21 protein-coding genes are annotated in these 17,085 nt (G+C 72.3%); 11 read left to right on the top strand and 10 right to left on the bottom strand.

The window, feature by feature from the left end:
• Positions 1 to 62: 62 nt before the first annotated feature.
• The 4 genes from Sdi02f_RS09025 to Sdi02f_RS09010 all read right to left on the bottom strand — a co-directional run bounded on the left by Sdi02f_RS09025 (position 63) and on the right by Sdi02f_RS09010 (position 3,884).
• Positions 63 to 869, bottom strand: a complete 807-nt coding sequence (locus Sdi02f_RS09025) for a hypothetical protein (protein ID WP_053639098.1) — start codon at positions 867 to 869, stop codon at positions 63 to 65.
• On the bottom strand, positions 866 to 1,483 hold the full coding sequence (locus tag Sdi02f_RS09020; protein WP_063829936.1) for an RNA polymerase sigma factor: 618 nt from the start codon (positions 1,481 to 1,483) through the stop codon (positions 866 to 868). Before Sdi02f_RS09020 ends, Sdi02f_RS09025 begins: the two co-directional genes overlap by 4 nt.
• A gap of 121 nt (positions 1,484 to 1,604) precedes the next feature.
• A complete protein-coding gene (locus Sdi02f_RS09015; RefSeq protein ID WP_030400353.1) occupies positions 1,605 to 2,156 on the bottom strand; it encodes a hypothetical protein in 552 nt (183 codons plus the stop codon).
• Between the two features lie 111 nt (positions 2,157 to 2,267).
• On the bottom strand, positions 2,268 to 3,884 hold the full coding sequence (locus Sdi02f_RS09010; RefSeq protein WP_234319847.1) for a beta-N-acetylhexosaminidase: 1,617 nt from the start codon (positions 3,882 to 3,884) through the stop codon (positions 2,268 to 2,270).
• A gap of 230 nt (positions 3,885 to 4,114) precedes the next feature.
• Here Sdi02f_RS09010 and Sdi02f_RS09005 point away from each other — a divergent pair, with 230 nt between their 5' ends.
• The 10 genes from Sdi02f_RS09005 to Sdi02f_RS08960 all read left to right on the top strand — a co-directional run bounded on the left by Sdi02f_RS09005 (position 4,115) and on the right by Sdi02f_RS08960 (position 11,292).
• Positions 4,115 to 4,597 (top strand): 2-oxo-4-hydroxy-4-carboxy-5-ureidoimidazoline decarboxylase, encoded by a 483-nt coding sequence (locus Sdi02f_RS09005; protein WP_037824538.1) that lies wholly within the window; start codon positions 4,115 to 4,117, stop codon positions 4,595 to 4,597.
• 259 nt (positions 4,598 to 4,856) lie between these two features.
• Complete coding sequence (gene sdhC / locus Sdi02f_RS09000; protein WP_003974113.1) at positions 4,857 to 5,237, top strand: succinate dehydrogenase, cytochrome b556 subunit; 381 nt, start codon at positions 4,857 to 4,859, stop codon at positions 5,235 to 5,237.
• Between the two features lie 5 nt (positions 5,238 to 5,242).
• On the top strand, positions 5,243 to 5,725 hold the full coding sequence (locus tag Sdi02f_RS08995) for a succinate dehydrogenase hydrophobic membrane anchor subunit (RefSeq protein WP_030400350.1): 483 nt from the start codon (positions 5,243 to 5,245) through the stop codon (positions 5,723 to 5,725).
• Positions 5,726 to 5,744: 19 nt separating this feature from the next.
• Positions 5,745 to 7,499: a succinate dehydrogenase flavoprotein subunit gene (gene sdhA / locus Sdi02f_RS08990; protein WP_030400349.1), complete on the top strand. Its 1,755-nt coding sequence runs from the start codon at positions 5,745 to 5,747 to the stop codon at positions 7,497 to 7,499.
• The gene (locus Sdi02f_RS08985) at positions 7,499 to 8,272 is read left to right on the top strand and encodes a succinate dehydrogenase iron-sulfur subunit (protein WP_030400348.1); all 774 of its coding nucleotides are present in this window, start codon (positions 7,499 to 7,501) and stop codon (positions 8,270 to 8,272) included. The genes sdhA and Sdi02f_RS08985 overlap by 1 nt, the downstream gene beginning before the upstream one ends.
• A 165-nt stretch (positions 8,273 to 8,437) precedes the next feature.
• Positions 8,438 to 9,058: a Uma2 family endonuclease gene (locus tag Sdi02f_RS08980; RefSeq protein ID WP_030400347.1), complete on the top strand. Its 621-nt coding sequence runs from the start codon at positions 8,438 to 8,440 to the stop codon at positions 9,056 to 9,058.
• A gap of 41 nt (positions 9,059 to 9,099) precedes the next feature.
• Positions 9,100 to 9,510, top strand: a complete 411-nt coding sequence (locus Sdi02f_RS08975; protein WP_030400346.1) for a VOC family protein — start codon at positions 9,100 to 9,102, stop codon at positions 9,508 to 9,510.
• Positions 9,511 to 9,606: 96 nt separating this feature from the next.
• On the top strand, positions 9,607 to 10,014 hold the full coding sequence (locus Sdi02f_RS08970; protein WP_030400345.1) for a hypothetical protein: 408 nt from the start codon (positions 9,607 to 9,609) through the stop codon (positions 10,012 to 10,014).
• A gap of 4 nt (positions 10,015 to 10,018) precedes the next feature.
• The gene (locus Sdi02f_RS08965; protein ID WP_108933056.1) at positions 10,019 to 10,507 is read left to right on the top strand and encodes a thiol-disulfide oxidoreductase DCC family protein; all 489 of its coding nucleotides are present in this window, start codon (positions 10,019 to 10,021) and stop codon (positions 10,505 to 10,507) included.
• Positions 10,508 to 10,518: 11 nt separating this feature from the next.
• Positions 10,519 to 11,292 (top strand): TetR/AcrR family transcriptional regulator, encoded by a 774-nt coding sequence (locus Sdi02f_RS08960; protein ID WP_030400343.1) that lies wholly within the window; start codon positions 10,519 to 10,521, stop codon positions 11,290 to 11,292.
• Here the strand turns inward: Sdi02f_RS08960 and Sdi02f_RS08955 are convergent.
• Entirely contained in the window at positions 11,283 to 12,620 is a 1,338-nt protein-coding gene (locus tag Sdi02f_RS08955; protein WP_030400342.1) for a metallophosphoesterase, read from the bottom strand. The genes Sdi02f_RS08960 and Sdi02f_RS08955 overlap by 10 nt on opposite strands.
• Positions 12,621 to 12,656: 36 nt before the next feature.
• A complete protein-coding gene (locus tag Sdi02f_RS08950) occupies positions 12,657 to 12,896 on the bottom strand; it encodes an SCO4848 family membrane protein (protein ID WP_003974124.1) in 240 nt (79 codons plus the stop codon).
• A 91-nt stretch (positions 12,897 to 12,987) separates the two neighbouring features.
• On the opposite strand from Sdi02f_RS08950, the gene Sdi02f_RS08945 reads away from it, so the two are divergent.
• Positions 12,988 to 14,262, top strand: coding sequence for a D-alanyl-D-alanine carboxypeptidase family protein (locus Sdi02f_RS08945; protein ID WP_368668281.1), 1,275 nt, complete (start codon positions 12,988 to 12,990; stop codon positions 14,260 to 14,262).
• On the opposite strand, the gene Sdi02f_RS08940 is transcribed toward Sdi02f_RS08945, so the two are convergent.
• Genes Sdi02f_RS08940 through Sdi02f_RS08925 form a run of 4 tightly spaced genes read right to left on the bottom strand, consistent with a single transcriptional unit; the run spans position 14,210 to position 17,061 of the window.
• Positions 14,210 to 15,133: a YihY/virulence factor BrkB family protein gene (locus Sdi02f_RS08940; RefSeq protein WP_275404464.1), complete on the bottom strand. Its 924-nt coding sequence runs from the start codon at positions 15,131 to 15,133 to the stop codon at positions 14,210 to 14,212. The genes Sdi02f_RS08945 and Sdi02f_RS08940 overlap by 53 nt on opposite strands.
• A complete protein-coding gene (locus Sdi02f_RS08935) occupies positions 15,121 to 15,594 on the bottom strand; it encodes a GtrA family protein (RefSeq protein WP_030400339.1) in 474 nt (157 codons plus the stop codon). Before Sdi02f_RS08935 ends, Sdi02f_RS08940 begins: the two co-directional genes overlap by 13 nt.
• The gene (locus tag Sdi02f_RS08930) at positions 15,588 to 16,559 is read right to left on the bottom strand and encodes a decaprenyl-phosphate phosphoribosyltransferase (protein ID WP_108933054.1); all 972 of its coding nucleotides are present in this window, start codon (positions 16,557 to 16,559) and stop codon (positions 15,588 to 15,590) included. Before Sdi02f_RS08930 ends, Sdi02f_RS08935 begins: the two co-directional genes overlap by 7 nt.
• Positions 16,552 to 17,061: a phosphatase PAP2 family protein gene (locus Sdi02f_RS08925; RefSeq protein ID WP_030400337.1), complete on the bottom strand. Its 510-nt coding sequence runs from the start codon at positions 17,059 to 17,061 to the stop codon at positions 16,552 to 16,554. The genes Sdi02f_RS08930 and Sdi02f_RS08925 overlap by 8 nt, the downstream gene beginning before the upstream one ends.
• Positions 17,062 to 17,085 lie beyond the last annotated feature (24 nt).

The following is a 17,085-nucleotide window of genomic DNA, read 5'->3' as shown; positions in this document are numbered from 1 at the left end:
TCCTGTGGGGGGTGGCGGCCCCGGCCGTTGCCTCGGCCGCCGCGATCGCCCCCGGCAGGGGACTACTGGTCCCGGCCGGGCATCTGTCCCGTGGCGTTGCCGCCCGTGCTCCCGCCCGCGGCGTTCGGGCTTCCCGGCGCACCCGGCCGGGTCTGCCGCCCGGCGCAGTGGGCCCCGACGTGCTCCGCGCCGCCCGCCGCCGTGACCAGCCGCTGCCAGGCCGTGGCGTCCAGTGCCCCGCCGCGGCCCGCCACCCGCTCGTAGGCACGGCAGTGGGCCTCGGTGTCCCGGGCGGGGGCCGGACGGTCCGGGGACGCGGGAGGCGTGGCGGTCTCCCGCGCGGGAGGCGGCGTGGCGGCGGACGGGGCGGCGTCCGGCCGGACCGGGACCTCGGCGGAGGCGCCGTCGGAGGCGGGGGTGTCGGGGGATGCGGTGGCTGTGGCGGTGGCCGTGGCGGTGGCCGGATGTGTGCGGACCGGGCCGCCGTCGTGCGCGGTCGAGCCGCCCCCGCCCATGGTCGCGTAGGCGGCACCGCCCAGGGTGAGGCTCGCCAGCAGGACCGAGAGGACGGTCTTCAGCGAGCGTCCCGGGCGGCACCCGCTGCGCGGGCGCCAGTCGTCCCGGCGCCGCCTCCGCGCGGCCCGCCCCGGTTCCGCGTCCCGGGCGGCCCGGAAGGCGGCCACGGCACGCCGCTCGCCCTCGGCGTCGGCGCCCTCCTCGCGCAGCGCCGCGGCGAGCAGTACCTCCGCCTCCGGGGCGTCGCCGGGGGCGGGCCGGGGACCGGCGCCGCGGCCCCGCCCGTGCCGTACGGCCATGTCCGCCTCCGCTCCCGCCCGGTCCGCCGGGCCGCCGTGCTCGGCGTCCCTCATGTCGACTCCCCCAGCGTGCCGGGGCCGTCATCCGTCACACCGTCGGCGCCGAGCTGCCGGGCCAGCCGCCTCAGCCCCCGGTACGTCGCCGTGCGGACCGCGCCCGGCCGCTTGCCGAGCACACGGGCGGCGGACGGCCCGTCGAGGCCGACGACGACTCTCAGCAGTACGGCCTCGGCCTGGTCCCGCGGCAGCCCGGCGACGAGGTCCAGCGCGGTCCGTGTGGAGAGCGTCTCCAGGGCCTGCTCGTGCGTGGAGTGCGGGCCCGGCAGGTCGAGGACGTCCTGCTCCGTCGCCGTGGAGCGGGGCCGCACCTTCAGGCGCCGCAGGTGGTCCAGGGCCCGGTGCCGGGCGATCGTCGCCGTCCAGCCCCGGAAGCCGGCGCCGTCGCCCCGGAAGCGCCGCAGGTCACGGGCTATCTCCAGCCACGCGTCCGCCGCCACGTCCTCGGCGTCGTCCCCGACCAGCCCGCGCAGGTAGCCCAGCAGGCCGGGCTGCACGAACCGGTAGGCGACCGCGAAGGCGGCCTCGTCACCGTCCTGGGCCCGCGCGACCGCCGCGCCCAGTTCCCCGTCGTGCGCCTGCACGCGGCGCGGTTCCCCTCGCTGGCCCAAGAACCGTCCTCGTCCGTACCGAGTCCTCCGCGTGCTCGGGTGAGCCCGCCCCCCAAGGTCATCAGCGTCCGCACGGACGGAAGTGTCACAGGAAAACCCCGGGCGCCACGGCGCCCCCGGGTCACAGCGGTACGACGCCCAGGCGGTCGAGGAGGCGGAAGAAGAGGTCCTCGGCCACGGGACCGCGCTCGCCCCCGGGCCCGGGGGCCCCGTCCGCCCCCTCCCCGGCGTCCGGGTCGTCCGCCAGCACCTCCGCCAGCTCCCCGGCGCTCGCGGCGCACCCGGCCTCCGCGGCCCAGGCGACGGCGCGCTCGGCGGCGTCGCGGGGCTCCAGGAAGTAGTCCTCCAGGGTGAGCCCGTCCCGTTCGGCGCCCAGGTACCCGGCCATCGCGGTCCGCGCCAGGCAGGTCGTCCAGGCCCCGCTCTCGGGCGCCGCCGCCTCCACGACCACGCAGTCGCTGTCCATCACGTACCCGAACAGCGCGGGCGCGCCGGTCTGCCCGGCCAGGTCGTTCATGTTCCCGATGTCTCCGTCACCGCCCGGGAACTCCCACACCTGCCACCCGCCCGGCGCACTCCGGCGCAGGGTCATGTCGGCGGCGACGGCCGGCGCCGCCAGCTCCGCGAGCGGCCGCTCGGCGCGGCCGACGACGAAGTACCCCCAGTAGCCCATGTCCCGGCTCCCCCCGGCGTGTCGGTTCGGCTCGGTCAAAAGACCACCACAGCCGTACGGCCGTTCGCAGCCGGATCGGCCAATCGGCGCCGGTGGGCCGGGCCCGGGGCGTCAGTCGAGGCGGTCGGCCAGCGACTTGAAGTCCGCCCAGGACAACTCGGGCTTGCCGGGGTCCCACAGCTTCTGGACCGTCGCGGCCAGCGGCAGCCGGATGCCCTCGGCGACCTGGGCCTGGGTCTGGGCGTTCGGGAAGTCGCCCCAGACGGCGAAGCTCCCGCCGAGTATCTGCTTGTCGTACTTGGCGTCGACGGCCGTGGTGCCGCGCAGGACGCGCGGGGTCCACTGCTCGTAGATGCGCTGGCCGGTGGGGTAGACGAAGGTCTGCGGCTCGCCGAGCACGTAGTAGAGGAACTCGTCGTTGTAGTTGATGACCTGGCGGCCCTCGCCCAGGTACTGCGTGGGCGGGCGGGCGCCGATCTCCTTGCCGGTCCAGTAGGCGACCTTGATGTCCTTCAGCGGCTCGACGGACGTGTCCTTGAAGAAGCCGTCGTTCCAGGCGCGCGGGGTGCGGTGGTGGGCCATGACCGTCTTGGCGCGGCCGTTGAGCCAGCCGGTGGTGAGGTCGGCGACGGTGCCGCCGGAGCCGTAGGCCTTGCGGGCGGCGGCGGCCAGCGTGGGGTAGGACGCCTCGGGGTCGGGCACGACGAGCGCCTGGTACTCGTCGGCGCCGAGGTGGAACTGGGAGCCGGGGAAGAGGTCGGCGTACTCGTTCAGCAGGTCGTCGACGATCTTCGCGGCCTCCGGCTTGGAGATGTCGATGGCGCCGCGCGTCGCCTTGCCCTGCGCGTTGCGCAGCTGGAGGTCGGGGTGGGCGGCGATCACGGCGCCGAGGTGGCCGGGCGAGTCGATCTCGGGGACGACGGTGATGTGGCGCGAGGCGGCGAGATCGACGATCTCCTTCGTCTCGGCCTTGGTCAGGTGCTCGTCCGAGACGATCTCGGGGTGCGAGTCGGACTCGATGCGGAAGGCCTGGTCGTCGGAGAAGTGCAGGCCCAGCTCGTTGAACTTGAGGTCGCCCAGCTCGCGTATCCGGTCCTTGATCCAGTCGGCGCTGTAGTGCTTGCGGGCGATGTCGAGCGAGAAGCCGCGCTTCGGTTTGGCCGGCTCGTCCTTCACCACGCCCTCCGGCGCGGTGCCGCCGCCGTCCACCTCCTGCTTCAGGGTGCGGGTGCCGTAGTAGACGCCGGCCTCGGCGGGCCCGGTGACGGTGACGCGCCCGTCGCGCACGGTCATGGTGTACGACTCCGGATTCGCGCCCTTGTCGGCCTTGACGTCGAGCAGCAGGTCCCCGGCGCGTGCGTCGCCCTTCTGGCCCGCGTACGTCATCCCCAGCTCGCCGGCGACCAGCTTCCCCTCGTCGGCGAGACCGGCGTCGGCGACGACGACCCGGTGCCCCTTCGCCGGCTGCCACCCCGGGCCCCGGGCCGCGGTGTGCTCCCGTACGGCGGGTATGGTGCGCGGTGCCTTCGACAGCGGGTAGGTCCGGCTGGGACTGGGCGCGGCCGCCTCGTCCGAGCGGGTCGCCGGCCCTTCCCGGCCGCCGCCGTCACCACCCTCGCCGGTGGCCCACAGGCCCACTCCCACGCCGAGGGCGGCGACCACCGCGCCGGCGATCACGGCCCGCTGTCTCACCTTGTGCGCCGGTGTCCGGCTTCCGTGCTGGCTCACAGCGCCAACCTAGGGCCGCCGTTGCCGTCATGCGTCCACCACATGTTCTGAAACTCTCCCGTTCGGGTGAAATTCGGGCATCGGACGGACACGTGTTGCCGTCACTCGATAACGTGACGCCACATCTTTCGCACAATCCCCTGCCGACACACACGTGAAGCCCACGAGGACACACGCTGCCTGCGCACCGTCTCCCAGACCTCCCCCGCCGAGTGGCCATACCGGTACCGGTGCAAACACGCGCCACACCGGCAACGGCCACCCCGCTGGACCGCTTCAACGCGGCCCCGGCCGAGGAGGCCACCCGCACCCTCCTCGCCTGCCTGAACAGCCCCGCCTGGGCCCACCGCCTCACCGCCCACCGCCCCTACCCGGACCTCACCGCCCTCCTGGCGGCAGCGGACGAGGCCGCCTACGACCTCACCCCGGAGGACCTGGCCGAGGCCCTGACCGCGGAGACGCCGCCCGCCCTGCCGGAGGGCACCTACGCGGCGGCCCATACGGCACTGAGCGCGGCCCATGCCGCCTACGCATCCCGCTTCGGACACGCGTTCGTCATCAGCCTGGCCACCGTGAGCCCGGACGAGACCCTGAACCACGTCCTGACGGCCATCCGGTCACGTTTGAGCAACGACCTGGACGAGGAGCGCCTGGTGGCGGCGGAGGAACTCCGGCGCCTGGCAAGGACACGGCTGAGCACCACCCTGAGGTGACGTCAGCGCCTTCGGCGCGGGGCGCGACCGGTCACGGACGGCGCGCACCCGGCATTCAGGGCAAACCCCACCCCCGCAGCCGCCCCCGCTCCGCCCCACTGCTCCTTTGAGTGCAACTTTGATCACACAACCAGGCCCCCCGTAAGCGCCGCAGGCAACCGTCGCTACCATGCTGGGGGCCGGTGGACCGTACCCGGCCGGGCCCGACCGACAAGGAAAGCCGGCGCGGCCCCAATCCCCGCTCCCGGAGGAAATTTCCGTGCCGGCTGGAACGCTGTACCGCGGCCGGGAAGGAATGTGGTCCTGGGTGGCTCACCGAGTCACCGGCGTCCTCATCTTCTTCTTCCTGTTCGTTCACGTGCTGGACACCGCTCTCGTGCGGGTGTCCCCCGAGGCCTACGACACCGTCGTGGCCACGTACAAGACGCCGATCGTCGCGCTGCTGGAGTACGGCCTCGTCGCCGCCATCCTCTTCCACGCGCTCAACGGCCTGCGTGTCATCGCCGTCGACTTCTGGGTCAAGGGCGCCCGCTACCAGAAGCAGATGCTCTGGACCGTCGTCGCCCTGTGGGTCGTGCTGATGCTCGGGGCGATCTACCCCGTCCTCGGCCACGCCGCTCGTGAACTGTTCGGGAGCTGACGCCAATGTCCACGACTGAATCCCCCGCTTCCGGGATCGGCCCCGTCGAGGGCGCGTCCCTGTACACGCCCGACAACCCGGCGCCGCTCATCGAGCCGCCCCGCGCCCGCACGAAGAAGACCCCGAAGTCCACCCGGGGCAACTTCGAGATGGTGGCCTGGCTCTTCATGCGCCTGTCCGGCGTCGTGCTGGTCGTCCTGGTCCTCGGTCACCTGCTGATCCAGCTCGTCCTCGACGGCGGCGTCTCGAAGATCGGCTTCGCCTTCGTGGCGGGCCGCTGGGCCTCGCCGTTCTGGCAGGTCTGGGACCTCGCGATGCTCTGGCTCGCGATGCTGCACGGCGCGAACGGCCTGCGCACGGTCATCAACGACTACGCGGAGCGCACGAACACCCGCCTGTGGCTCAAGGGCCTGCTCTACACCGCCACGGTGTTCACCATCCTGCTGGGCACGCTGGTGATCTTCACCTTCGACCCGAACATCCGCTAGGCACGGGGCTGCGAAAATCATGAAGGTACACAAGTACGACACCGTCATCGTCGGCGCCGGTGGCGCCGGCATGCGCGCGGCCATCGAGTCGACCAAGCGCAGCCGCACCGCCGTGCTGACGAAGCTCTACCCCACCCGCTCCCACACGGGCGCCGCGCAGGGCGGCATGGCCGCCGCGCTGGCCAACGTGGAGGAGGACAACTGGGAGTGGCACACCTTCGACACGGTCAAGGGCGGTGACTACCTGGTCGACCAGGACGCCGCCGAGATCCTGGCGAAGGAGGCCATCGACTCGGTCCTCGACCTGGAGAAGATGGGCCTGCCGTTCAACCGCACGCCGAACGGCACGATCGACCAGCGCCGCTTCGGCGGTCACAGCCGCAACCACGGCGAGGCCCCGGTCCGCCGCTCCTGCTACGCGGCCGACCGCACCGGTCACATGATCCTCCAGACGCTGTACCAGAACTGCGTGAAGGAGGGCGTGGAGTTCTTCAACGAGTTCTACGTCCTGGACCAGCTGATCACCGAGGTCGACGGCGTCAAGAAGTCCGCCGGCGTGGTGGCCTACGAGCTGGCGACCGGCGAGATCCACGTCTTCCATGCAAAGTCCGTGATCTACGCCTCCGGCGGCACCGGCAAGTTCTTCAAGGTGACGTCGAACGCCCACACGCTGACCGGTGACGGCCAGGCGGCGGTGTACCGGCGCGGACTGCCGCTGGAGGACATGGAGTTCTTCCAGTTCCACCCGACCGGCATCTGGCGCATGGGCATCCTGCTGACGGAGGGCGCCCGCGGTGAGGGCGGCATCCTGCGCAACAAGGACGGCGAGCGCTTCATGGAGAAGTACGCGCCGGTCATGAAGGACCTCGCCTCCCGCGACGTCGTCTCGCGCTCCATCTACACGGAGATCCGCGAGGGCCGCGGCTGCGGTCCCGAGGGCGACCACGTCTACCTGGACCTCACCCACCTCCCGCCGGAGCAGCTCGACGCCAAGCTGCCCGACATCACGGAGTTCGCGCGGACCTACCTCGGCATCGAGCCCTACACGGACCCGATCCCGATCCAGCCGACCGCGCACTACGCCATGGGCGGCATCCCGACCAACGTCGAGGGTGAGGTCCTCGCGGACAACACCACCGTCGTCCCCGGCCTGTACGCGGCCGGCGAGGTCGCCTGCGTGTCCGTGCACGGCGCCAACCGCCTGGGCACCAACTCGCTGCTCGACATCAACGTCTTCGGCCGCCGCGCGGGCATCGCCGCCGCGGAGTACGCCCACAAGGCGGACTTCGTCGAGCTGCCCGAGGACCCGGAGGCCCAGGTCGTCGAGCAGATCGAGCGGCTGCGCTCCTCCACCGGCACCGAGCGCGTGGCGACGATCCGCCGCGAGCTGCAGGAGTGCATGGACGCCAACGTCATGGTGTTCCGCACCGAGCAGACGATCAAGACGGCCGTCGAGAAGATCGCCGAGCTGCGCGCCCGCTACAAGAACGTGTCGATCCAGGACAAGGGCCGGCGCTTCAACACCGACCTGCTGGAGGCCGTCGAGCTGGGCAACCTGCTCGACCTGGCCGAGGTGATGGCGGTGTCCGCGCTCGCCCGCAAGGAGTCGCGCGGCGGTCACTACCGCGAGGACTTCCCCAACCGCGACGACGTCAACTTCATGCGCCACACCATGGCGTACCGCGAGGTGGGCGACGACGGCACCGAGTCCATCCGGCTCGACTACAAGCCGGTCGTCCAGACCCGCTACCAGCCGATGGAGCGTAAGTACTGATGGCTACCCCTGTCATGGAGAAGAACGACTCGGCCCCCGAGCCCGGCTTCGCCGACTCCCCGTACATCACGGTCACCTTCCGCGTCCGCCGGTTCAACCCGGAGGTCGCGGCCGAGGCGACCTGGGAAGACTTCCAGCTGGAGATCGACCCGAAGGAGCGTGTCCTCGACGCGCTGCACAAGATCAAGTGGGACCTGGACGGAAGCCTGACCTTCCGCCGTTCCTGCGCGCACGGCATCTGCGGCTCGGACGCCATGCGGATCAACGGCAAGAACCGCCTCGCCTGCAAGACGCTGATCAAGGACCTCAGCCCCGAGAAGCCGATCACGGTCGAGCCCATCAAGGGCCTGACGGTCCTCAAGGACCTGGTCGTCGACATGGAGCCGTTCTTCCAGGCGTACCGGGACGTGATGCCCTTCCTGATCACGAAGGACACCAACGAGCCGACGCGTGAGCGCCTGCAGTCCGCCGAGGACCGCGAGCGCTTCGACGACACGACCAAGTGCATCCTGTGCGCCGCCTGCACGTCCTCGTGCCCGGTGTTCTGGAACGACGGCCAGTACTTCGGCCCGGCCGCGATCGTCAACGCCCACCGCTTCATCTTCGACTCGCGCGACGAGGCCGGCGAGCAGCGGCTGGAGATCCTGAACGACCGCGACGGCGTGTGGCGCTGCCGGACGACCTTCAACTGCACGGACGCCTGCCCGCGCGGCATCGAGGTCACCAAGGCCATCGCGGAGGTGAAGCGAGCGCTGATCACGCGCCGCTTCTGACTCCGCCGGTGTACGCCGGTTCACGGCCGCGAGGGCCCCGTTTCCCCTGGAAGCGGGGCCCTCTGGCATATGCCACACCATCGGGTGAACCCGTCCGCGACGGGCCGTACGGCTCCCCTCCGTCCTACGATGATGGCCTCGACACCAGCCCCTAGGAGGCACGCGATGTCCGCAGCATCCGTAGAGCTGCCCCACGGCGACCTTCCGCTGATCGCGGAGGCGAACCGCATCATGGACCGGCTCCCGGGCTACCGCGTCGAGATCATCGGAGGCCAGCTCCTCGTGACCCCGCCACCGGACGTTCCGCACTCGCGGGCCCTGACCAGACTCATGCGCCCGTTCATCGCCGCAGGGCTTGACGACGGAGGAACCGAGGTGCACCAGGGCATCGGCCTCTGGCTGCCCATGGACGCCGAGGACTACGCGGTCCCGGACCTGGCGGTCGTGGACGCCGACGTCGACGACCACCTCGTCGAGAACAACTGCTACGACCCGGTCTGCTTCCGCCTCGTCCTCGAAGTCACCTCCAGCAACTGGAGAAACGACCTGAAGACGAAGGTGACCGCCTACGCCGCCGCCATGGTGCCCGTCTACGTGATCGTCGACCGCAAGCACCAGCGCCTCCACGTCCTGACCGACCCGGACTGCGCCGACTACTCCACCCACCGCGTCCACTCCCCCGGTGAGACCGTCACCCTCCCCGACTCGCTCGGGGCCGAGGTCACGCTGGACGTCGGCGCGATCCTTGCCGCCGGACGGCCGAAGAGCACGCCCGACGAGGGCTGACAATCGGCCGATCCGGGCGATGACCGTCCTAGCCTGACGCCATGTCAGATGACGAGTCGTACGAACTGCTCGGGTTCGACAACGTACTGCTGCCCGTCGGGGACCTCGCCGAGGCCGTCGGGTTCTACGAGCGGGCCGGGTTCCCGGTCGCCTACCGGCTCGACGAGGCCGGGATCGCCCTGCTGAAGGTGGGCGTCGAGACGCCGGGGCTGCTGCTGCGGGTGGAGGAGGAGTTCGGGCGCCAGCCGCCGATGTGGCCCTCCGCGCGGGTGTGGCTGGAGGTCACCGACGCCCGCCTGGCCGCCCGTGCGCTGCGCGAGGCGGGGGTGCCGCCGCTCGACGAGCCGTTCCCCGTGGCCACCGGCTGGACCGTCGAGTTCGCCGACCCGTGGGGCAACGTCATCGGCCTCACGGACTACTCCAAGCGCCCGGAACTGGGCCGTCGTCCCTGAGCCCCAGGCTCTCCCGCATCCCGCTTGAACGCGTTCAAAAACAGGTCTACAGTCATCCCCGTCAGCGTTTTGAACGCGTTCAAGAAGGGGTGGGGCATGGACCGCACCGTCATCGCCTACGTCATCTACCTGGTCGTCAGCATCGGTCTGACCGTCTGGGTGGCCCGCACGCTCAGCCGCAACGGACGGGTCTTCCTCTCCGACGTGCTGCACGGCAACGAGAAGCTCGCGGACGCCGTCAACCACCTCCTGGTGGTCGGCTTCTACCTGGTGAACCTCGGCTTCGTCGCCCTCTACCTGAGCGGCGACGAGACCATCGCCGACACCCGCGGCATCTTCGAGGCGCTCTCGACCAAGCTCGGCGTGGTGCTGCTGGTGCTCGGCGTGATGCACCTGGGCAACGTGTACGTGCTCAACAGGATCCGGCGCCGCGGCCTGATGGAGCGGGAGCAGGTGCCCCCGGTGCCGCCGCAGGGCTGGGTGGCCCCGACGGCCGGGGCCTGAGCCGGTGGCTCCCGCCCCCGGGACGACGGCCGGCGCCCCCGTGCGCCGGCTCACCGTCCTCTACGACGCCGAATGCGCCCTGTGCACCCATGTGCGGGACTGGCTGCTGCGCCAGCCCCGGCTGGTACCGCTGGACCTGGTCCCGGCCGCCTCCGACGAGGCCCGCCGGCGCTTCCCCGGGCTCGACCACGGGGCCACCCTCGACGAGGTCACCGCCGTCGGCGACGCCGGGCAGGTCTACCGCGGCGCCGCCGCCTGGGTCGTCGTCCTGTGGGCGCTGCGCCGGTACCGCGGGCTCGCCCACCGGCTCAGTACGCCCAAGGGCGCGGTGCTGGCCCGGGGGGCCGTCCTGGCCGCCGCCCAGTGGCGCGCCGGGCAGCGGCAGTGGGGTGGCGGCGGGTACCTCCGCGCGGACGGGTGGACCTACGAGCCGCAGGTGGGGTGGATCTACACCGGGCCGGGCTGTGACGACGGCGCCTGCGCCACTGGATAGGCTCTGGACCCGTGCCTGCGACCCGCGACGGCGCCGACGACGGCGCCCACCTCAGCAAGTCCGAGCAGACCCGCGCCCTGATCCTGGAGACGGCCATGCGGCTGTTCCAGGAACGCGGTTACGACCGGACGACGATGCGGGCCATCGCCCAGGAGGCCGGGGTCTCCGTCGGCAACGCGTACTACTACTTCGCGGGCAAGGAGCACCTGATCCAGGGCTTCTACGACCGGATCGCCGCCGAGCACCAGGCGGCGGTCCGTGACGTCCTGGCCAGGGAGAGCGACCTGGAGGCACGGCTGGCGGGCGTGCTGAAGGTGTGGCTGGACATCGCCACGCCGTACCACGAGTTCGCGGTGCAGTTCTTCAAGAACGCGGCCGACCCGGACAGCCCGCTCAGTCCCTTCTCCCCGGAGTCGGAGCACGCGCGCGTGGAGGCCATCAGCATCCACCGCGCGGTGCTCGCCGGGGCCAAGACCAAGGTGCCCGAGGAGCTGCGGGACGTGCTGCCCGAGCTGATGTGGCTCTCCCAGATGGGTCTCGTCCTGTACTGGATCTTCGACCGCACCGAGGGCCGCGAGCGCAGCTACCGCCTCGCCGAACGCGGCGCCCGGCTCACCGCGCGGGGCGTCGTGCTGGCCCGCTTCCGGGTGCTGCGCCCGCTGGTGCGCGAGGTGCACGAGCTGTTCACGGACTTCCTGCCGGGCATGACGAAGGTGATGCCCGACCCGGCCGCCCGCAAGCCCGGCGGGACCACCGGGTCCGGCGGGCCCGACGGTCAGGCCTGACGGGACGCCAGCTCGATCACGGTGATGTCCGAGGGCGCCCCCACCCGCGTGGGCGGGCCCCAGGCGCCCGCGCCGCGGCTGACGTAGAGCTGGGTGTCGCCGTAGCGCTCCAGGCCGGCCAGCGTGGGGTTGGCGGCGCCCGCGATGAGGTTGCCGGGCCAGAGCTGGCCGCCGTGGGTGTGGCCGGAGAGCTGGAGGTCGACGCCGTGGTCGACGGCGTCGTGGATCTGTACCGGCTGGTGGGCGAGGAGCACGCAGGCGCGGGAGCGGTCCCGGTCGCCGAGGGCCCGGCCGTAGTCGGGACCCTGGCCCTCGTCCTCGCCCGCCACGTCGTTGACGCCGGCGAGGTCGAAGTGGGGCAGTTCGGTGCGGGCGTTCTCCAGCGGCAGCAGGCCGAGCCGCCGCACCTCGGCGACCCACTGCTCGGCGCCGGAGAAGTACTCGTGGTTGCCGGTGACGAAGTAGGCCCCGTGCCGGGCCCTCAACCCGGCCAGCGGGGCGGCGGCCGGGCCGAGGTCCTTCACGCTGCCGTCGACCAGGTCGCCGACGACGGCGATCAGGTCGGGCTGCGTGGAGTTGATCGTGTCGACGACCTTCTGCGCGAAGCCCCGGCCGAGCACCGGGCCCAGGTGGATGTCGCTGACGACGGCGATGCGGAAACCGTGCGCCGCGCGGGGAAGCTTGGCGAGCGGCACGGTGACGCGCTTCACCTTGGGTCCGCTCAGCACGCCGTACGTGCCGTAGCCGACCGTCCCGACGGCCGCCGCGGCCGCGGCACCGGCGACGACGCGGGAGACGAAGAGGCGGCGGGAGGGGACGGCGAGGGGGCTCGGGGCCGAAGCCCCGGACCCCCCGGAAGCCTCGGGCGCCTGAGGCGTCCCGGGCGCCTCGGGCGCCTGAGGCGTCTCGGGCGCCTTCGGCGGGGCCGTCCCGGCCGGTATGCGCGAGGTGTCCGCCGCCGGGGAGACCGCCGGCTCCGCCGCCTCCTCGGTGCGCCGTGCGTGCGCCCCGCGCTCCAGGAACCGCCGCAGCAGCGGCCGGACGACCTCGCCCGCGAGTACCGCGAGAAGCAGGTAGATCGACAGGGCCAGCCACAGGAAGCCGGGCCAGGCCAGGACCCGCTGGAGCCAGAACGGGGCGCCCGTGCGCTCCGCGACCAGCGCGCCGACGGCCAGCAGCCAGCCCCCGGCGATCACCGCCGCGCCGATCCGGCGCACCGGTCCCGGAGCACGGGTCGTGTCGCGGAACAGGCGCCGCCACACGTACCAGTTGGCCGTCACGAGGACGCCCACCATCAGCAACGCGACCAGCACGAAGACGACCACCATGCCGTCGTATCCCCTCGGTTGTGACGTCCTCGACGCCTATGACGTTCGGCGCAGTGCGCGCACCCCGCGCAACCCGATGACCCCGACGACCGTCCCCAATACGAAGGAGACGATCGCGAGCAGCAGGTGCACCCAGAAGTACGCCGTCGGGTCGCCGTCCTCGAAGGCGAGCCCGCTGCCGTCCTTGACCAGGTTTTTGACGAAAGTGATCCAGATGATCCAGCTCCACACCCCGAAAGCGAGCAGGAACCAGGAGACGGGGCGGCTGAGCTTCATGCGTCAAGTATCGCCGTCCGCTGTCCGGATCCGTGCGCGGGGTGGGGAGGGGAGTGGGACCGATCCGATCGAGGGGGGTACGTTTCCGCTCGTGCCCGCTCCCAAGAAGGCCCTCAGGCGCTCCCTGACGGTCACCGCCGCCGCCCTGACCGCCCTCGCCCTCCTCTCCCCCGCCGCACTCGCCGCCCCCGGACCGTCGGCGAGTCCGTCGGCCACTCCTCCGGCGTCGATGTCGACGGTGGGCGGCGCCCGGCTCGGCAGGCCCGGGACGCAGGTGGACCTGGCGGGCGGGGCGCCGGTGCTGCCGAAGGACCTCACCGCCCGGTCGTGGATCGTGGCGGACGCCGAGTCGGGCGACGTGCTGGCCGCGCACAACGCGCACTGGCGGCTGGCCCCGGCGAGCACGCTGAAGATGCTGTTCGCGGACACGCTGCTGCCGAAGTGGCCGAAGACCACGAAGCACAAGGTCGAGGTGTCCGACCTCGCGGGCATCGGTGCCGGCTCCAGCCTGGTCGGCATCAAGGAGGAGGAGACGTACACCGTCCACGACCTGTGGCTCGGCGTCTTCCTGCGCTCCGGCAACGACGCGGTGCACGTGCTGTCCGCGATGAACGGCGGTGTCGACAAGACCGTCGCGGACATGAACGCGCACGCCGAGGAACTGCAGGCCCTCGACACCACCGTGGCCAGCCCCGACGGCTACGACATGCCGGGGCAGGTGTCCTCCGCGTACGACCTGACGCTGTTCGCCCGTTCGGGGCTGCAGAAGAAGGACTTCCGCGAGTACGCCTCGACCGTCCGGGCGAAGTTCCCGGGCGAGACGACGAAGGACAAGAAGGGGAAGACGAGCCGCAAGCCCTTCGAGATCCAGAACACCAACCGGCTCCTGGCCGGCGACTACGACGTCGAGGTCTACCCGGGCATCGCGGGCGTGAAGAACGGCAACACCACCAACGCGGGATCCACCTTCACGGGCGTCGCCGAGCGGGACGGCCGGGTGCTGCTCGTCACCGTGATGAACCCGGCCAAGGACGACCACAACGAGGTCTACAAGGAGACCGCCCGCCTGTTCGACTGGGGTTTCAAGGCGTCCGGCAAGGCGCGTCCGGTGGGGCAGCTCGTGCCTCCCCGGAGCGCCGCCGCGGCGAGCCCCTCGGCCGGGTCCTCCGGCGAGGCCGGCGGCACCGGGAAGGGCACGGGCGGCACGAAGCCGGTGGCGGGTGCCACGGCTCCGGGCGGCTCCAGCGGGGTCGGCGTCGCGGCCGGCATCACGGCCGGGGTGCTGGTGCTGCTCGCGGGCGGCGTGTTCCTGATCAACCGGAAGTGGCCGCTGCCGGACCTGGTGCGCCGCCGGACCCGTCCGTGACGCCTTCGCCGCCCAGCTCCTGCTCCTTGCTGCCCGTCGCCGTCCAGGAGGCGCAGAACAGCACCAGCTTGGTGGTGAAGTTGATCCACAGCAGCAGGGCGACGGGGACGCCGAAGGCGCCGTACATGCTCTTCGCGGCGACGCCCTGGATGTAGCCGCTGAGCAGCAGCTTGAGCAGCTCGAAGCCGACGGCGCCGATCAGCGCGGCCACCACCAGGCGGCGGCGTGGGGGCTGGACGCCGGGCAGCAGGGTCAGCACGTACAGCAGCAGCAGGAAGTCGGCGAGCACGGCGACGGCGAAGGCGGCGACGTAGAGCAGGACACCGCCGACACCGCCCTGGGCGAGGCCGAGGGTGCGGATGATCCAGCCGACCAGCGCCGAGGCGACGGTGGAGATGCCGACGGTGATCAGCAGCGCGCCGCCGAGGCCGACGAGGACACCCGCGTCCTTGGCCCGGCGCAGGACCGGGTTCTCCTCCTCGTCGGGCAGCTCCCACACGGCCCGCAGACAGCCCCGGGTGGCCTCGACCCAGCCCATGCCGGTGAACAGCAGCAGGAGGGCGGCGATGACGCCGACGGTGCCGGCGTTGTCGACGAGGCCCTGGATGTCGAGCTGGTCGGAGATGCCGGGGATCTGCTCGGCGAGCTTGTCCTGGAGCTTGGTCTGCTGCTGCTTGTCGAGCGTGGCGGCGGCGAGCGCGGCGGCGAGGCTGAGCAGCGGGAAGAGCGCGACGAAACTGGTGAAGGTCATGGCGGCGGCCAGCCGGGACCACTTCACCCGGTCGAGCCGCTCGTACGAGCGCCAGGCGTGCGTGGTCATCAGGCGGGCGGTCCAGGGCCCCACGACGGGGAGCTTCTTCAGCCAGTCCATGATCCGACCCTGCCCCCGCTCGTCCCGTTCCATGATCCCGTCCGGCCGGCCGGTTCCTCGCCGGACCGGAAGACCAGTGTCCTTGTGCCCCAGAAGCGCAGGATCGTGCCCAGGACCATCCCGACCCCGGCGCCGGAGACGGTGTCGGCGCGCTGCGAGGTGAGGCCGAGCCCGTAGTGGCTGACGGCCAGGCAGAGGAGCTGCACGGCGGCGCCGGCGGCGTTCACGGCGAAGAACACGGCGCAGGGGCGCAGGCCCCGGGGGCGGCTCACGTGGCGGTAGGTGCCCAGCGCGTTGCCCGCGTAGGCGACGGAGCACCCGGCGACGAAGGAGAGGGCCTTGGCGGTGAGCGGGCCGAGTCCGGCCGGGCCGCGCAGGCAGGTGAAGAGGCCGAGGTCGACGGCGTAGGCGAGCAGTCCGGCGAGGGCGAAGCCCAGCAGTTCGCGTCGGCCGGCTACCAATTGGCCACCGCCAGGCCGTACATGGCGAGCCAGACCAGGCCGATCAGGGCGAGGGCGCGGTCGCGCAGCACCACGTCCTCGGGTTCGCCGGCGGTGCCGCGGTCGGCGAAGACGGCGTAGCGCAGGACGGCGAGGACGAAGGGGATCACGGAGAGCTGGCGCCAGGGCAGCACGCTGGTGTGCGGGACGCCGCCCTCCTCCATGGCCCACAGGCAGTAGCCGAGGACGGCGACACCGGCGGCGAGCTGCCAGACGAAGCGGAGGTAGCCGGTGGTGTACTCGGTGAGCAGCGCCCGGGTGGCGCCCTTCTTCCCGGCCATCTGCAGGGCTTCGGAGTAGCGCTTGGCGGCGACCATGAACAGGGCGCCGAAGCCGGTCGTGATGAGGAACCAGCGCGACAGGGGGATGCCGAGCGCGAGTCCGCCGACCATGGCCCGCATCAGGAAGCCGGTGGTGACGACGGCGAGGTCGACGACCAGGACGTGCTTGAGGCTGACGCAGTACGCCAGTTGCATCACCAGGTAGGCGGTGAGCAGGGCCGCGACGGGCGGCGGGCACAGCCAGGCCGCGAGGACGGGCGCGAGGACGCCCAGGAAGCACCCGACGGCGTAGGCGAGCGGCACCGGGACGTCTCCGACGGCGACCGGGCGGTGCCGTTTGACGGGGTGGGCCCGGTCGGCCTCGGCGTCGCGGGCGTCGTTGACGAGGTAGACGGCGGCGGCGCAGGCGGTGAACAGGGCGAAGACCAGCGCGAGCCGGCCGAGGGCGTGGCGGGAGAACAGCTCGCCGGCGGCGGCCGGGGCGGCGACGACCAGGACGTTCTTGATCCACTGCCGGGGGCGTGCGGTGCGCAGCAGCCCGGCGAGGACGCCGCGCGCGCGGGGCCGTGCGGGCTCCTTCCCCTGTTCCGGGGCGCGTGGGCGCAGGACCGCGGTGCCGGTGCCGGTGACGGCGGTGTCAGTCACGGGAGCCTCCGCGCATCCAGTGGGTGCCGAGACGGGCCGTGAGCGCGCCGAGGGCGGCGCCCGCCGCGACGTCGGAGGGGTAGTGGACGCCGGCGACCAGCCGGGAGGCGCACACGGCGGCGGCGAGCGGCCAGGCGGCCCGCACTCCGAGCCCGCCGAAGACGACGGCGGCCGCGGCGGCCGAGGTGGCGTGGGAGCTGGGGAAGGAGTGCCGGCCCGCGGTACGCACCAGGGGGACGACGTGCGCGGGCCGGGGGCGGCGCACGATCCGCTTGACGCCCATGCTGACGACGTGGGCGCCGGCGGTGAGCGCGGTGCCGCGCAGCCAGGCGGTGCGCCGGGGCGGGTCCACGGCGGCCGCGGCGAGGCCGCCCGCGAGCCACAGCGCGCCGTGCTCCCCGGCCCAGGACAGGGCGCGCGCGGCACCCGCGACGCGCGGGTCGGTGCCGCAGGCTCTGAGCGCGGTGACGATCCGGTGGTCCATGTCGTCGAGGTCGTCCATGTGGACTCACTGTTCACGCCCGCG

Source organism: Streptomyces ardesiacus (assembly GCF_003112575.1).
Lineage (GTDB): Bacteria > Actinomycetota > Actinomycetes > Streptomycetales > Streptomycetaceae > Streptomyces > Streptomyces ardesiacus.
Note: the sequence above shows the minus strand (reverse complement) of the source record. Positions and strands in the feature narration are given on the sequence as shown.

Coding starts and splice junctions, on each gene's coding strand:
- Sdi02f_RS09025 (WP_053639098.1), bottom strand. CDS start 869: ATGAGGGACGCCGAGCACGGCGGCCCGGCGGACCGGGCGGGAGCGGAG.
- Sdi02f_RS09015 (WP_030400353.1), bottom strand. CDS start 2,156: ATGGGCTACTGGGGGTACTTCGTCGTCGGCCGCGCCGAGCGGCCGCTC.
- Sdi02f_RS08995 (WP_030400350.1), top strand. CDS start 5,243: ATGTCCACGACTGAATCCCCCGCTTCCGGGATCGGCCCCGTCGAGGGC.
- sdhA (WP_030400349.1), top strand. CDS start 5,745: ATGAAGGTACACAAGTACGACACCGTCATCGTCGGCGCCGGTGGCGCC.
- Sdi02f_RS08985 (WP_030400348.1), top strand. CDS start 7,499: ATGGCTACCCCTGTCATGGAGAAGAACGACTCGGCCCCCGAGCCCGGC.
- Sdi02f_RS08980 (WP_030400347.1), top strand. CDS start 8,438: ATGTCCGCAGCATCCGTAGAGCTGCCCCACGGCGACCTTCCGCTGATC.
- Sdi02f_RS08975 (WP_030400346.1), top strand. CDS start 9,100: ATGTCAGATGACGAGTCGTACGAACTGCTCGGGTTCGACAACGTACTG.
- Sdi02f_RS08970 (WP_030400345.1), top strand. CDS start 9,607: ATGGACCGCACCGTCATCGCCTACGTCATCTACCTGGTCGTCAGCATC.
- Sdi02f_RS08955 (WP_030400342.1), bottom strand. CDS start 12,620: ATGGTGGTCGTCTTCGTGCTGGTCGCGTTGCTGATGGTGGGCGTCCTC.
- Sdi02f_RS08950 (WP_003974124.1), bottom strand. CDS start 12,896: ATGAAGCTCAGCCGCCCCGTCTCCTGGTTCCTGCTCGCTTTCGGGGTG.
- Sdi02f_RS08940 (WP_275404464.1), bottom strand. CDS start 15,133: ATGGACTGGCTGAAGAAGCTCCCCGTCGTGGGGCCCTGGACCGCCCGC.
- Sdi02f_RS08925 (WP_030400337.1), bottom strand. CDS start 17,061: ATGGACGACCTCGACGACATGGACCACCGGATCGTCACCGCGCTCAGA.